A 13,677-nucleotide genomic window follows, 5' to 3' on the forward strand; every position below is an offset into this window, starting at 1 on the left:
AAACTAGATTTTACCGCACACTATAATCTTCTATCTATACGATTTCACTTTAAAAATGGGTTGTGAAATTCCCGTTCAAATTTCTCTTGCATCTCTGACATTTGTAATTTTAAGCTAATATACTCGGCATTTTTTTCTGTTAATTTGCGATCCATGGTGTGGAGCTCATTTTTTAGCTGGTTCAATTTATACTTCATTGCAAACAAACGAACAGCTGAAAAACAAGCTGAAATGAACATCCCTATAAATGCTGAACCTAATACAATAAAAATTAATGGCCACTCTGCTTTTCCAAATACATAATTTACAGATACCTTTTCTATATTAACGTAAGCAAACACAGCAATCATAAGAGCAAAAAGAAGTCCCGCTAATATGGTCCATTGTATCTTCATAAAAACGCTCCCCTCCTTCATCTATATGCATATCTATTTACTCAATATGTAATGGCAAAAAGAAAAAAGTGTGCCAGAAGACAATCCTGACACACTTGACTACATATTATACAACTGGCTCGTCTGAACCCCATTGTTTTTTCTCTTTTTTCACAACTGCTGTACCCTTTTTGCTCATTTCACGTGATTTTAATGTGTACCAAATTTGAGCAGCGATACAAATTGATGAATACATCCCTGTTACTAAACCGATTAATAACGCAATTGAGAAGTTTTGAATAGACGGCGCACCTAATGCAATTAACGCTACAACAACGATAATAACCGTTAATACTGTATTAACAGAACGCCCCATTGTTTGACGCAGTGATTTATTGACGATTAATGCCAAGTCTTCTTTCGTTGTAATCTTCTCTGAACGATTAACATTTTCACGGATGCGGTCAAATGTTACGATTGTGTCATTAATGGAGTAACCAACAATCGTCAGCACAGCCGCGATAAATGTAATGTCTATTTCTAAACGCATGAAACTGAAAATGGCGATGATAAAGAATATGTCATGCAGTAACGACGCAATCGCCCCGACACCCATGCGCCATTCGAAACGCACTGCTACATAAATAATAATGCCAAGCGCCGCAATGGATAATGCCTTAATCGCATTTTTCACAAGCTCTTCCCCAACGGTTGATGATACCGTACTTACATTCGGCTCCTGACCGTAATCTGCTAAAACCTTCGCCTTAAAGTCGGCAACTTTATCTTGTCCGAATTCCGTTTTATAGCGGGCTACAGCAATATTTTGTTCGTTACCTGAAATGAGCACATCATCTGTTTCATAGCCTATTGACGCTAAATAATCGACCATCTCTTCCTTTGTCACTGCAGTTGGTGCTTCGATATCAATACGCGTACCACTTGAGAAATCGATACCTAAATTTAATTTGTACATGCCTAAAATCGCTGAGCCTACTAATAAGATAATTAACGAAAAGGCATAGAACTTTTTACGGTTCTTAACGAAATCAAGCTTATCGAATTTCGTCGTTAAGTCTAATGTTGATACTTCATCTTCTGGCTTAGACTGTTTCGATTTGGCAACACCAAACCAAGCAGGGTTATTAAAGTATCCGCTATTAACTAGTAAACCTAGTAACATACGAGAACCCCATACCGCGGTAATGAATGATAATAAAATCGTAATAATTAACATCGTTGCGAAACCTTTAACCGAACTTGTACCAAACCCGAATAACACAACAGCCGCTAATAACGTCGTTAACTGTGCATCAATAATAGCTGATAACGATTGTTTTGAGCCAAGTTGATAAGCCTCTTTTACCGTACGCCCTACGCGCAATTCTTCGCGAATACGTTCTGCTGTTAAAATATTGGCATCTACAGCCATTCCAACACCGAGTACGATGGCGGCAATCCCTGGTAATGTTAATACCGCATTAATACCATTAAAGATAACAAGTACTAAGTACGTGAACGTTGTTAATGTAATAATAGCGATAAAACCTGGTAAACGATAATACAATAACATGAATACAAAGATAAGCGCGACCCCGACAACGCCAGCCTTCACTGTATCATTTAATGCATCTTCCCCGAACTGTGCACCAACTGATGTCGAGTAAATCTCTGTTAATTTAACAGGTAATGAACCTGAGTTTAAAATACTTTCTAATGTTTTCGTTTCTTCTACAGTAAAGCTCCCTGAAATTTGAACATCTGTTGAATCAATGACTTTTGAAACCGTAGCCGCTGATGCATATTTTGGTTTCTCACCTTGAGACATTTTTGCCACTTCAGCTGCGTATGAATCTACACCTTCTTCAAAGTCTAACCATACAACTAATAAATTTTCACCAACAGGACGTGAAGCAAGTTCACGTGTTACAGCAGCAAATTTATTTGCATCTTTTAATTTTAATGTCACGATTGGTTGGTTTTGCTGGCCAAATGCCGAAGCAGCACCGCCCTCTTTTAAATCTGTCCCATCAAGTAATACGTTATCGTTCACATCACGGAACGTTAACTCAGCCGTACTTGATAATAACTCACGAGCGGATGACTGGTCATCTAAGCCGGCAAGTTGTACACGGATACGGTCTTCTCCTTCTACTTGAATGCTCGGCTCACTAACGCCAAATCGGTTAATACGATCATTTAAAGCGGTTGTCGTATCAGCCAATATTTTTTCCGTAACATCCTGTCCGTCCAGTGTTTCGACTTCATAAAGTACTTCAAAGCCACCTTGTAAATCTAGCCCTAGTTTTACGTCTTTTAGAATGCCTTGTACCGTTGTCCCCATACCTGCGAATAGTAGCCCTACTACAAGTATAAAGGTAAGGATACGGTTTGCTAATTTCATCTGTAAATCCTCCTCAAAATGCATGCTGACGCACACGAGAAAGAGCGCAAAATAATTTGCGCTCTTTCTTTTACTTATGTAGCAAATATCACTGCTAAGCTATACTTTTCCCTTCACCTTACTATTCCAGAAATACAAATAGCGGTGTTGATTAACAGAAAAATTTGTAAAAGAAACGTGCAATAAGCTTATTATGAAATAGGTCGCGTTCGCTGTCAAATGAACATTCCATAAACAAGCATTTTTTTACTAAAATGTTATTCTTTTTTCTTAGGTCCTAGTAATGCTTCCAGGTCTTCTGCATTTAAGTCAATGATTCCATCATTAAACTGTAGTTCTTTTATTTGTACATGATTTAACAGTTCTGATGGGGTGATTGAAAAAATCGTTGATACTACTACATGTAAGGGAAGTTCCTCTACTACTTTTTTGCGCCATTTCTTTTCAACACAATATTGCCATAACTGTTCCATTGTAATGGCATCATATTCATAAAGTTCAAACTCTTCCAGTTTGCTTTGTAAAACTAATTGCATTTTACGATAAAGCGACTCATAAGGAACTGCCACGACAATCCACCCCTAATAGTTAGTTTTAATGGTCGGTGTATTTGCATACCAATATTGTATATGAAACATAAAAAAAAGAGAAGGGATTGCACTGCTCATGGCTTCTTTTGTTAAAGGCACGCTTCTGTTGACAGTCGTTATTTTTTTATCTAAACTATTTGGTTTTGTTTATCGCATGCAGTTTATGCGCATTGCGGGAGAAGAAGTTGTTGGTATTTATATGACCGCCTACCCTGCTTTTATTTTCTTTATTTCTTTAGTGCAACTCGGCTTACCAATTGCTTTAACAAAAGTTGTAGCAGAACTTTATGCAAAAGGGAAAATTACAGACACAAAAAGCGTCCTAAAAACGTGCCTACGTATTTCTACCGTTTCCATTTTAGTTTTTTTACCGATTCTTGCGTTTATTACACCAACGATTGCGGAAACGTTATTACAAAGTGAGGGGACACGCTATCCACTAATAGTTGCGATTTATACCGTACCCATTGTGGTGTATGCGGGGATTATTAGAGCCTATTTGCTCGGGTTAGGGAAAACAACACCTACTGCCTGGTCGTCCCTAATAGAGCAAACGATCCGCATTGCTGCTGTTTCCTTTGCTCTGCCGTACTTATTAACCGATTCCAGTACGACAAATGCTGCATTTGCGATGGGAATGACCGCTCTCGGTGAATGTGCCGCTCTCATTTACTTACTGATTCACTATCATTTCGTGAAAATACGGACAGACAAAAAAGTAGGTACTTATCGTAGCGGGCCACTGTTTCGTATTGCATTACCTTCAGCAGGCAGCAAACTATTCGGTACATTTACATGGTTTTTAGAACCTATTGTGTTTTTAAAAGCACTCACGATTTCAGGTTTAACGGCAACAGCGGCTACTACTTTATACGGGGTGATTTCAGGAGTACATATCCCCCTCCTGCTCTTCCCAGCATTCATACCGGCAGCACTCGCCATTATTTTAATTCCTGCGATTAGTAATGCTGCAGCTGTTCAGAACGTTCGATTACTCAATCAACGGATTACGATTTCATTGCGCCTTTGTTCACTGATAGGTTGCTATGCTGCAACGTTTTTCTTGTTATACGGGGACTTTCTTGCAGTAGAACTATTTCACTTAAACGACGAAACAAACTACATGAAAATACTAGCGCCTATTTTTTATTTTTATTATATTCAAAGTCCGCTCCTGTCAATTTTACAGGCGTTGGACCAAGCCCGCGTGGCGATGATGAATTCGATTTATGGTGGAATTGGGAAACTTTTATTAATGCTTGTGTTGGCGGCACAGCCAATGCTACAACAGTACGGCGCTATTATTGCGATCGGATTTGGTGTTTTGCTTACTTCGTTTTTACATATTGCATCCGTTCGTAACAATCCGAAAATTGAAGTGGGCTTCCGTTTATTTGCCGCATCTTATGGCTGTTTTATCGTCACATGTATTGTGCAATCAACGATTCCTTACAATTCCATAATTACAAGTATAGTAACAACATTTTCTTTATTAACCATTTTACTGCTCTTGACAAAACAAATTAACCTATCTGATTTCCGTTACGTCCGTTTACTTTTTTCGCGCCTTTAACTGATAATGAACTTTCCCATCTTCATAACAACAATAAAACACCTCATCCGTAGTATGCACACCTTCATCGCGCAACTGATCTTCTAACCATTTTCGATCTTTCCCGATAAATTTCAAATGTTTGTCATCGACATACCCATCTATGACAATTGGCAGGATGAACGGCTCATCCCCTTTTTTAAAAACTGATAGTTTACCAGACGGTTCTAAAAAAGCATAAGCAACACTTTGTACAGATGAAATGCCTTGTTCACGTAACTGTTGAAATAAATCATCTAAATTATAGCGCTGTTTACGCATTTCAGCTTCGACAATCACACCGTCACGAATGATAATTGTCGGATCACCATCAATCGTATCGCGCATTTTCTTATTTTTTAAAATAAAAAGGGCGTTTAAATACTGGATGATAAATAGTAAAACAATCGGTACAACAGCTAACACTAATGACCGATCTAAATTATCGATTGCTAGTGACGCTACTTCAGCAATGAGTACGTATACAGCAAAATCAAGTAGGCTTAGTTCGCCTACTTCCCGTTTTCCCATCAAGCGAAAAACAAGGAGGACAACAATATATAAAACAATCGTACGAAAAGCAATGATCCAAAACTCAGCCATCTCTCACACCCCTTTTTCATTTCAGTGTGGGCGAACAAGTTAGGCATTATACAGAAAAAAGGAAGGGGATGTCCAGAAAGCTTTTACTTTCCGTACATCCCCTTCACTCCTGGATTAGTATCCATTACGAAATATTGCTCCTGCGGTGGTCGCATCAACATGCCACCATCCTCGTCGCGAAAGGTGTCGTCTCAAAAGTCTTTCAGACGACACCTTCCTTTTTATTATTCTACAACTCTGCCGATTGCTTGGCGTTCAAATTTCACAGTTGTATTATTAGCAATTTTTAAATAAATCGCTGTATCTTCAATTGCATCAATTTCGCCATGTAAGCCACCAATTGTAATGACTTTGTCACCTTTTTTTAGATCGTTTTGCATCGCAACTGTTGCTTTTTGTCGCTTTTGTGCTGGACGGATTAAAATAAACCACATCGCAACAAACATCAAAACAATCATAATCAATTGTCCATATGCTGCATCCATTTTATATAGACTCCTTTCGAAAATCTTATCTTTACTAGTATAGTATAAATTCTCATTATATGGCGAGATTTTCTATCAAATTCTTGAATTTTTCTATCATAAGAAAAGAATTTCTACAAAAACGATTAGAAATTCTTCGCATCCGGTTTATTATAACCGTATTTCTCGAAAAATTCTTCTTTAAAGTCCCCAAGACGATCTTCTCGAATCGCTTGACGCACATCTTCCATTAGCTTAATTAAGAAGCGTAGGTTATGATACGATGTTAAACGTAGACCGAATGTTTCTTCCGTGCGTAATAAATGACGGACATAAGCACGTGTATAGTTTTTACATGTGTAGCAGTCGCATGTTTCATCAATTGGACGGAAGTCACGTGCATATTTCGCGTTTTTAATGACCATACGTCCTTCTGATGTCATTAATGTACCGTTACGGGCAATTCGCGTTGGCAATACACAGTCGAACATATCAATCCCGCGGATAGAACCGTCAATAAGTGAATCGGGTGAACCAACACCCATTAAATAACGCGGCTTGTCTGCTGGCATTAATGGTGCTGTAAAGTCTAATACTTTGTTCATGATGTCTTTTGGCTCCCCAACGGATAAACCTCCGATTGCATAACCTGGGAAATCAAGCTCCACTAACGCTTCTGCTGAACGACGACGCAAGTCTTCATATTCTCCACCTTGAATAATCCCAAATAAACCTTGCTCATCTGGGCGCTGGTGTGCTTCTTTACAACGTTTTGCCCAGCGTGTTGTACGATCCACAGACGCTAGCATATACTCATACGTCGCTGGAAACGGTGGACATTCATCAAACGCCATCATAATATCTGAACCAAGGTCATTTTGAATTTCCATCGCTTTTTCAGGAGATAAAAATAATTTATCGCCATTTAAGTGATTACGGAAATGAACGCCTTCCTCTTCAATTTTACGGAATTGGCTAAGTGAAAACACTTGGAAACCGCCTGAATCTGTTAAAATCGGACGATCCCAATTCATAAATTGATGCAATCCGCCCGCTTCTTTGACGATATCATTGCCTGGACGTAGCCATAAGTGATACGTATTGGATAGGATAATCCCTGCATTCATTTCTTTTAACTCTTCTGGGCTCATCGCTTTTACTGTTGCTTGTGTCCCAACTGGCATAAACGTTGGGGTTTCAAACGATCCGTGTGGCGTGTGCACAATCCCAAGGCGCGCACCTGTTTGGGCACAAGTTTTAATTAATTCGTAACGAATTGGTGGTTGTGTCATAAATAAAAGTCCTCTCATTTCTAAAGTAAAAACAGTACTTCGAATCTAATGCCCCGTTACATATTGGTAACAGGCACATAAGTATTAATTTTAGGTGGTCTGACAACGTTTTGCAAACTATTTCTTCGGACGGATAAACATCGCATCGCCAAAGCTAAAGAAGCGGTAACGCTCCTTAACTGCCTCCTCATATGCCGATAAAATCGTTTCCTTTCCGGCTAATGCACTGACAAGCATCACCAGCGTAGACTTTGGCAAATGGAAGTTTGTAATAAGCCCGTCAATCGCTTTATATTCATAACCAGGGTAAATGAAAATATTTGTCCAACCTTGCTCTGCTCGAATTTCCCCGTTATATTTACTCGCAATCGTTTCAAGCGTACGCGTAGAAGTTGTCCCAACTGAAATAACACGACCACCTGCTTGTTTTACTCGGTTAATCGTTTGTGCCGCTTCCTCTGTCACACTATAAAATTCAGAATGCATATCATGTTCTTCGATTGAATCTACACTGACAGGACGGAATGTGCCAAGTCCAACGTGTAATGTCACGAACACGACTTCAACACCTTTTGCTTTAATTTGCTCGAGCAAGTCTTCTGTAAAATGAAGACCTGCTGTCGGTGCTGCAGCTGAACCGCGCTCACGGGCATATACCGTTTGATAACGGTCTTGATCATCTAATTTTTCACGAATATACGGAGGTAGCGGCATCTCACCAAGCTGATCTAAAATCTCATAAAAAATGCCGTCATATTCAAATGTAAACGTACGTCCCCCATGCTCTAGCATACCCGTACATGTCGCTTTTAATAAGCCATCACCGAATGTCACAACCGTTCCTACTTTTACGCGCTTCGCAGGCTTGACAAGTGTTTCCCATTCGTCTTCATTCGTTTGTTTCAACAGAAGCAATTCAATGTTGGCCCCCGTATCTTCTTTTGTCCCCATAAGACGTGCTGGTAGTACACGTGTATCATTTAGTACGAGACAATCGCCTGCCTGTAATTCATGGACAATATGAGCAAATTGATGGTGCTCTACTTCTTTTGTATGTGGATTGACAACCATTAAACGACTCGCTGTTCGGTCAAGAAGCGGTGTTTGAGCAATCAATTCTTCAGGTAAGTAAAAATCAAAATCTTCTACTTTCATCTTTGTAACTTCCTATCGTTTAATTTTGTTGTGGGTACGCATAGCCAAAATGCTCATACGCTAAATTTGTTGCGACGCGCCCTCTTGGTGTTCGTTGCATAAAGCCAATTTGCAATAAATACGGCTCATACACTTCCTCAATCGTAATGCGTTCTTCCCCAATGGACGCAGAAATCGTATCTAAGCCAACCGGACCACCTGTAAAGCGTTCAATGAGTGCAATCATTAATTTATGGTCAATGTGATCTAAGCCGCGAGGATCTACTTGCAATAGTTCAAGTGCTTGTTTTGCTAAAGCAAGCGTAATTGTCCCGTCCCCTAGCACTTGTGCATAATCGCGCACACGTTTTAGCAGACGATTGGCAATACGGGGTGTCCCCCGCGAACGACGTGCCATCTCGTAAGCCGCTTGGTCATCAATTTCTACGTTAAATAAGTGTCCACTTCTAACCACAATGTGAGCAAGCGACTCCTCATCATAATATTCTAAGCGTAGGTGGACACCAAAACGGTCACGAAGCGGTGCCGATAACGCTCCTACACGTGTCGTTGCACCGACTAATGTAAACGGTGGTAAATCCAGTCGAACAGAACGCGCTTCTGGTCCTTTACCAATCACAATATCTAAACAAAAATCTTCCATTGCTGGATAAAGCACTTCTTCGATGGCGCGTGGCAGACGGTGAATTTCGTCTATAAAAAGGACATCGCCCGGCTCAAGTGAACTTAAAATGGCCGCTAAATCACCCGGACGTTCGATAGCAGGACCGCTCGTCATTTTAATATTCACGCCCATTTCATTCGCGATAACAGCCGCTAGCGTTGTTTTCCCTAGCCCCGGAGGACCATATAATAACACATGGTCAAGACTTTCCTCTCGCATTTTCGCTGCTTCGATAAAAACTTTTAAATTGTCCTTTACTTGCTGCTGACCGATATATTGGGAAAGCCGTTGAGGTCGTAGTGATAATTCAAATTGTTCATCAAAAGCGTTCGATTCACTTGATAATAAACGATCTGTCATCGCTCGTTCCCTCCTACTTCATTTTCAATAATACTTTTAATGCCTGCTTCATATATGCATCTGTTGTCGTTAAAGCTTCATCCTCTTCCAGCTGAGGTTTTACTTTGGCAAGCTCCTTTTCGGAGTAACCGAGAGCAATGAGCGCTAACATTGCTTCTTCTAGTTCATGCCCATACGGATTCATCCCAAATAGCGGCAGCTCGTCCTCTGTGCTTGGTAGCTCTACTACATCCATTAATGTCCCTAGTTTGCCCTTTAAATCCAAAATCATTTGGCGTGCTGTTTTTTTTCCTACACCTGGAAACTTCACTAAAAAGGCTTCATCTTCCATCTCAATCGCTTGGATTACATGCGTTGGTGCCCCCGAAGCTAAAATGGCTAAAGCTCCTTTTGGTCCAATCCCTGATACTTGGATCAGTTTACGGAATAATTCACGTTGCTCTAAGCTCGTAAAACCGTATAATGTATGAGCATCTTCTCTCACATGCATATGTACATATACTAGCTGTATTTGCTCATTTACTCGAAAAGCATAAGGATTTGGTGTAAATAATTGATAGCCGATGTTTTGCACCTCTAACGCGATATATTCCGGTGTAATACGTGTAACTTGTCCTTTTACATAATCATACATTTGCTATTCCCCTCACATTCAACCTGTATATTATATCATACTGTTCGCCTTTTTCCCGAACAAAAAACCGCCAAATAGTTGACGGTTCATGTGATCATTTACATTTTATAAATTTGTTTCATTAAGACTGGCCACATTTGTAATGCTTGGTTCGTGAATGGTCGCACATATTGCAATAGCTGTTCTTTCTGCGCATCATTCACTTGCAATAAATAAAGCCATTCCCGTAGCAATTCATTTGGATATAATAAATAATTCCTTTTTTGTCGGGTTATTTCTGTATACGGTTGTTCATTCAATAATGCATATATATCATAATTTACATGAGGTAATACACGATGCATCCATAAAATCACTTCGTCAGCAGGATCACCAAGGCACGCTAAATCGAAATCAATTATTGCAGGCTGATCACCAAGCAAAAAATTATGATGTACGACATCTCCATGAAGCAATGTGAACTTGGAAGTTTTACTAGCATCTATTTTTCTAAGCGCCTGCTCCGTCATATTCGAAATTGTATAAAAATCCTTTCCCATTAAAGGGAGCAGCTCTTTTTCGTTATTTTTAAATCGAGCAAATCTTACTTCCCATTTTTTTAGTAAATCTTGTCTTGGAAGTAAAGCATCTTTCCATAGAACATTCGTTTCATGAAGAGCTTTTAACATCTCTAATGATTTCGTACGATCCTCCATTTTTTCGTAGTTCGCGGGTCTACCATGTACCCATTGATGCACGATATATGGTGTACTCTTTTGAGAGGTGATCGGTGCAATATATGGAAAATGATTTTTCATTAGCTTTTTATGAATAAAGCGTACCTTATCCGCAATAAATGCATCGTCATAGTATTTTACGAAAAATGCACCCTTTTCCGTATCATAGCGCCAACAATTTTCTTTTAGCTGCATCTCTTAACGCCAAGGCGGCTGTTGACAGGGATGACAATACGGGTTGAAGGGTGGTTGTGTGTGTTGTTCAATTGGTCTCATATCTTGATAATAACCTTGTACTTGCTGGTCCTTATCCTCACATTGTGGACGAGTTTGTTCACAGGCATCTACTGGTTGCTGACAAGGGACTGGTTGCCACATGGACGGATGTTGCATTGGTTGTTGCCACATCGAAGGGTCATGCATTGGCTGCTGCCACATCGGTTGTTGCCACATGGATGGGTCATGCATTGGTTGTTGCCACATCGGTTGTTGCCACATCGAAGGGTCATGCATTGGCTGTTGCCACATAGATGGATCATGCATTGGCTGTTGGTGCATTGGTTGACAGCACATTGATTGATGATGCATCATCGGTGACCAACACATTGGTTGTTGCCATGTTGGTTGTTGCCACATCTGTTGTTCATACATCGGTTGCTGGTACATTGGTTGTTCATGTACAGATTCCTCATCCATTGGTTGCTCATGTACAGATTCTTCCTCCATCATTTCCTTATATACCGGTTGCTCTGGCATTACTGGTTGTTGTGGCATTGGCTGTTGCGGCATCATCGGTTGTTCTGGCATGAACTGCGGCATCATTGGCTGTTGTGGCATCATCGGTTGCTCTGGCATGAACTGCGGCATCATTGGTGGTTGATAAATTACCTGCGGATACATCGGTTGTTGATAAATCGTTTGTTGATAAATGGGCGGTTGTTGTGGTGACATACAGGACACGCACCATTGTGGCGGCATCATTGCGGCTGGATTATAAGTTGGTTGATACATTTCTGCCTCCATGGACTCCTCTACAAGCGGCAATTCTTTAACCGGTTTCCATTCTGTTTCTTTTTCTTCAACGCTTGGCACAACCTTCGTTTTGGCACTTTGGACTTCCTCTTTCTTAGTCCCTGTAGCAGCTTCCGGTAAGAAAATTTCCATTCCCGGCACAATATAATCAGGATTCGCTAGTTGCGCATTTAGTCTTTTTAACTCATCAAAACCAATGCCATACTGTTTCGCGATTTTCCATAATGTATCACCTTTTTGCACAATATGAACTCGCATCGATTGCCTCCTTTTCTCGCTATAGCATATGCCTACCTATAAAAAACGACACAAATTTCGCGCGGAAAGACAGCTATCATGATACACTATGCTTACAACAAATGTTTTTTGACATTTAGAGGTGATTTAGATGAAGAAAATGCTAGGAGAAGAGCGCCGTCTCGAACTTTTAAATCTATTAAAACAACAAAATGGACCGATTACAGGAACAGATTTAGCCAAACACGCAAATGTATCACGCCAAGTTGTTGTGAATGATATGAATTTATTAAAGGCGCGTAATGAGCCCATCGTGGCGACGAGTCAGGGCTACTTGTATATGAAAGAACAAAGCACCGCTTCCTATGAACGCAAAATTGTGTGCATGCACACTGCAGATGAGACACGTGATGAAATGTATACTATCGTTGACTGTGGTGTAACGATTCAAAATGTTCTTATTGAACATCCTGTTTATGGCGAAATTACCGCCTCCATTTTAGTATCCAACCGTGTTGAGGTCGATCTGTTTCTAGAAAAGCTTGAACAAACAAAAGCAAGCTTCCTATCAGCTCTAACAGATGGTACCCACTTGCATGTTATTTCTGCCCCAAGTGAAGCACTTTTGGATAAAGCAGAGGCAAGCCTTCGTGAAAAGGGATACTTAATCGAAAACTAAAAATAGGGCAGTCTCAAACAAATACGAGACCGCCCTATTTTATGCTTTTATCTTGTCAATTATTTTATGATAAATCGGCTTCATATGCTCTTCGTTTGAATATTCATCCAACTGATCAATTGGTAACCAAGCTACTCCGCTATTTTCCTCTTCTGCAATCGTCAATGCTTGTGCATCATCGGCTTCAATTAAATATGTAACATTTAAATGGAGATGTGGTGAAATAAATTTCCCCTTCTTCACATGCCCAATAACCGTTAATACATCGAGGGAAAAAATATCAGTTATGACTGGTTGTAAATTCAATACACCCGTCTCTTCTTGCACTTCTCGAAGCGCAACCGCTAAAAAATCGGTTTCCCCGTCTGCATGCCCGCCTGTCCAACTCCACGAATTATAAATATTATGATGTACCATAAGTACTTTTGTCCGTGCTTTATTGACTACAAACCCTGAACATGTCATATGTGCTACTTCATTTTCGCGCGTTAAAATATCGTCAAACGTTGTCAGGCATTTCATGATGATTTGCTTATCTGCCATTTCTTGCTCATTAAATGGTTGATAATTCATTAATTGCTCTTGCCACATACATTGCCCACCTTTTATGTTAATAAAGACTCTTCACCAAAATATGTACTTGACCACACATTCCGTTACGGGCGGACGCTTTCCGCGGGCTTGGCTTCATCCTCCTCGACTCGCAAATGCTCGTCTGTGGGGTCTTCAGCTCGGGGCAACACGATGTTGCTCACAAAGGCGTTGCCACAGGACGTGGCGACTTTAGCCTTTGCCCACTTCCCCCGCAGGAAGCTTTGCACCTGCCGCTTCACTTCCGGTGCAGAAAAACATTGCTCTGTAGCGAAAGGCGAATGCCGTCAG

14 protein-coding genes are annotated in these 13,677 nt (G+C 40.3%); 2 read left to right on the top strand and 12 right to left on the bottom strand.

Annotation, left to right across the window (positions count from 1 at the left end; translation table 11 throughout):
• Window positions 1-44 precede the first annotated feature (44 nt).
• The 3 genes from ACQQ2I_RS13520 to ACQQ2I_RS13530 all read right to left on the bottom strand — a co-directional run bounded on the left by ACQQ2I_RS13520 (window position 45) and on the right by ACQQ2I_RS13530 (window position 3,347).
• A complete protein-coding gene (locus ACQQ2I_RS13520) occupies window positions 45-395 on the bottom strand; it encodes a LapA family protein (protein WP_431027316.1) in 351 nt (116 codons plus the stop codon).
• A gap of 106 nt (window positions 396-501) precedes the next feature.
• Window positions 502-2,778 (bottom strand): protein translocase subunit SecDF, encoded by a 2,277-nt coding sequence (gene secDF / locus ACQQ2I_RS13525; RefSeq protein WP_431027317.1) that lies wholly within the window; start codon window positions 2,776-2,778, stop codon window positions 502-504.
• A 257-nt stretch (window positions 2,779-3,035) separates the two neighbouring features.
• Window positions 3,036-3,347 (bottom strand): post-transcriptional regulator, encoded by a 312-nt coding sequence (locus tag ACQQ2I_RS13530; RefSeq protein ID WP_431027318.1) that lies wholly within the window; start codon window positions 3,345-3,347, stop codon window positions 3,036-3,038.
• Window positions 3,348-3,444: 97 nt separating this feature from the next.
• Here ACQQ2I_RS13530 and ACQQ2I_RS13535 point away from each other — a divergent pair, with 97 nt between their 5' ends.
• Window positions 3,445-4,941: a putative polysaccharide biosynthesis protein gene (locus ACQQ2I_RS13535; RefSeq protein ID WP_431027319.1), complete on the top strand. Its 1,497-nt coding sequence runs from the start codon at window positions 3,445-3,447 to the stop codon at window positions 4,939-4,941.
• Here ACQQ2I_RS13535 and ACQQ2I_RS13540 read toward each other — a convergent pair.
• The 8 genes from ACQQ2I_RS13540 to safA all read right to left on the bottom strand — a co-directional run bounded on the left by ACQQ2I_RS13540 (window position 4,921) and on the right by safA (window position 12,137).
• Window positions 4,921-5,562, bottom strand: coding sequence for a DUF421 domain-containing protein (locus ACQQ2I_RS13540; RefSeq protein WP_431027320.1), 642 nt, complete (start codon window positions 5,560-5,562; stop codon window positions 4,921-4,923). The genes ACQQ2I_RS13535 and ACQQ2I_RS13540 overlap by 21 nt on opposite strands.
• A 224-nt stretch (window positions 5,563-5,786) precedes the next feature.
• A complete protein-coding gene (yajC, locus tag ACQQ2I_RS13545; RefSeq protein ID WP_431027321.1) occupies window positions 5,787-6,047 on the bottom strand; it encodes a preprotein translocase subunit YajC in 261 nt (86 codons plus the stop codon).
• Window positions 6,048-6,172: 125 nt separating this feature from the next.
• Entirely contained in the window at window positions 6,173-7,318 is a 1,146-nt protein-coding gene (tgt, locus tag ACQQ2I_RS13550) for a tRNA guanosine(34) transglycosylase Tgt (RefSeq protein ID WP_431027322.1), read from the bottom strand.
• A 117-nt stretch (window positions 7,319-7,435) separates the two neighbouring features.
• Window positions 7,436-8,473: a tRNA preQ1(34) S-adenosylmethionine ribosyltransferase-isomerase QueA gene (queA, locus tag ACQQ2I_RS13555; RefSeq protein ID WP_431027323.1), complete on the bottom strand. Its 1,038-nt coding sequence runs from the start codon at window positions 8,471-8,473 to the stop codon at window positions 7,436-7,438.
• Window positions 8,474-8,492: 19 nt separating this feature from the next.
• Window positions 8,493-9,497, bottom strand: coding sequence for a Holliday junction branch migration DNA helicase RuvB (gene ruvB, locus ACQQ2I_RS13560; RefSeq protein ID WP_431027324.1), 1,005 nt, complete (start codon window positions 9,495-9,497; stop codon window positions 8,493-8,495).
• Window positions 9,498-9,510: 13 nt separating this feature from the next.
• Complete coding sequence (ruvA, locus tag ACQQ2I_RS13565; RefSeq protein ID WP_431027325.1) at window positions 9,511-10,131, bottom strand: Holliday junction branch migration protein RuvA; 621 nt, start codon at window positions 10,129-10,131, stop codon at window positions 9,511-9,513.
• Window positions 10,132-10,229: 98 nt separating this feature from the next.
• Window positions 10,230-11,042: a phosphotransferase gene (locus tag ACQQ2I_RS13570; protein ID WP_431027326.1), complete on the bottom strand. Its 813-nt coding sequence runs from the start codon at window positions 11,040-11,042 to the stop codon at window positions 10,230-10,232.
• Between the two features lie 3 nt (window positions 11,043-11,045).
• Entirely contained in the window at window positions 11,046-12,137 is a 1,092-nt protein-coding gene (gene safA / locus ACQQ2I_RS13575; RefSeq protein WP_431027327.1) for a SafA/ExsA family spore coat assembly protein, read from the bottom strand.
• A 130-nt stretch (window positions 12,138-12,267) separates the two neighbouring features.
• Between safA and ACQQ2I_RS13580 the strand changes: the two genes are divergently transcribed.
• Window positions 12,268-12,795, top strand: a complete 528-nt coding sequence (locus ACQQ2I_RS13580) for a transcription repressor NadR (protein ID WP_391375851.1) — start codon at window positions 12,268-12,270, stop codon at window positions 12,793-12,795.
• A gap of 39 nt (window positions 12,796-12,834) precedes the next feature.
• Here the strand turns inward: ACQQ2I_RS13580 and ACQQ2I_RS13585 are convergent, their stop codons facing one another.
• Window positions 12,835-13,386, bottom strand: a complete 552-nt coding sequence (locus ACQQ2I_RS13585) for an NUDIX hydrolase (protein ID WP_431027328.1) — start codon at window positions 13,384-13,386, stop codon at window positions 12,835-12,837.
• Between the last annotated feature and the right edge of the window lie 291 nt (window positions 13,387-13,677).

The sequence above is a fragment of the Lysinibacillus sp. LZ02 genome (assembly GCF_050613145.1).
Classification (GTDB): domain Bacteria; phylum Bacillota; class Bacilli; order Bacillales_A; family Planococcaceae; genus Lysinibacillus_B.

What these genes read in the sequence shown, in the direction of transcription:
- ACQQ2I_RS13585 (WP_431027328.1), bottom strand. Translation starts at nt 13,386, where the DNA reads ATGTGGCAAGAGCAATTAATGAATTATCAACCATTTAATGAGCAAGAA.
- ACQQ2I_RS13540 (WP_431027320.1), bottom strand. Translation starts at nt 5,562, where the DNA reads ATGGCTGAGTTTTGGATCATTGCTTTTCGTACGATTGTTTTATATATT.
- ACQQ2I_RS13520 (WP_431027316.1), bottom strand. Translation starts at nt 395, where the DNA reads ATGAAGATACAATGGACCATATTAGCGGGACTTCTTTTTGCTCTTATG.
- ruvB (WP_431027324.1), bottom strand. Translation starts at nt 9,497, where the DNA reads ATGACAGATCGTTTATTATCAAGTGAATCGAACGCTTTTGATGAACAA.
- tgt (WP_431027322.1), bottom strand. Translation starts at nt 7,318, where the DNA reads ATGACACAACCACCAATTCGTTACGAATTAATTAAAACTTGTGCCCAA.
- safA (WP_431027327.1), bottom strand. Translation starts at nt 12,137, where the DNA reads ATGCGAGTTCATATTGTGCAAAAAGGTGATACATTATGGAAAATCGCG.
- yajC (WP_431027321.1), bottom strand. Translation starts at nt 6,047, where the DNA reads ATGGATGCAGCATATGGACAATTGATTATGATTGTTTTGATGTTTGTT.
- ruvA (WP_431027325.1), bottom strand. Translation starts at nt 10,131, where the DNA reads ATGTATGATTATGTAAAAGGACAAGTTACACGTATTACACCGGAATAT.
- queA (WP_431027323.1), bottom strand. Translation starts at nt 8,473, where the DNA reads ATGAAAGTAGAAGATTTTGATTTTTACTTACCTGAAGAATTGATTGCT.
- ACQQ2I_RS13570 (WP_431027326.1), bottom strand. Translation starts at nt 11,042, where the DNA reads ATGCAGCTAAAAGAAAATTGTTGGCGCTATGATACGGAAAAGGGTGCA.
- ACQQ2I_RS13580 (WP_391375851.1), top strand. Translation starts at nt 12,268, where the DNA reads ATGAAGAAAATGCTAGGAGAAGAGCGCCGTCTCGAACTTTTAAATCTA.
- secDF (WP_431027317.1), bottom strand. Translation starts at nt 2,778, where the DNA reads ATGAAATTAGCAAACCGTATCCTTACCTTTATACTTGTAGTAGGGCTA.
- ACQQ2I_RS13535 (WP_431027319.1), top strand. Translation starts at nt 3,445, where the DNA reads ATGGCTTCTTTTGTTAAAGGCACGCTTCTGTTGACAGTCGTTATTTTT.